Source organism: Cupriavidus sp. SIMBA_020 (genome assembly GCF_046535395.1).
In the GTDB taxonomy this organism is placed as follows: domain Bacteria; phylum Pseudomonadota; class Gammaproteobacteria; order Burkholderiales; family Burkholderiaceae; genus Cupriavidus; species Cupriavidus campinensis.
In genome coordinates this window covers 1-265 of record NZ_JAWRWU010000766.1, presented here as the reverse complement: position 1 = coordinate 265, position 265 = coordinate 1, and the positions used below count along the sequence as shown (strand labels likewise).

Genomic DNA, 265 nt, shown 5'->3' with positions numbered 1-265 from the left:
AAAGCATCGATAAACGCTTCCCTTTGTGCCCAATTTTTACAAGTAACAATTGTCTGTGGACGACCACAAACTGCACCACCATTCATTTTTGAAATGCTGACGATTTGCAAAGCTTGATGTTCTAATTCTTTTTGCGTCCAAGGTTTATCTCCCGGCACAATAATACAAGGGTTGTTACCACCACATTCTGATACAAGCTCGGTATCTGTGAATGACATAATCGCTTGAGCCGTAGCAGCGCCACCAGTGAAGAAGATACGTGTAA

Annotated in this window: 1 protein-coding gene; it reads right to left on the bottom strand. The window is 42.3% G+C overall.

Going from position 1 to position 265, the window contains the following annotated elements:
- Positions 1 to 265, bottom strand: a 265-nt coding sequence (locus tag SB751_RS31415) for a hypothetical protein (RefSeq protein ID WP_410749199.1), incomplete at both ends; no start/stop codon positions are given.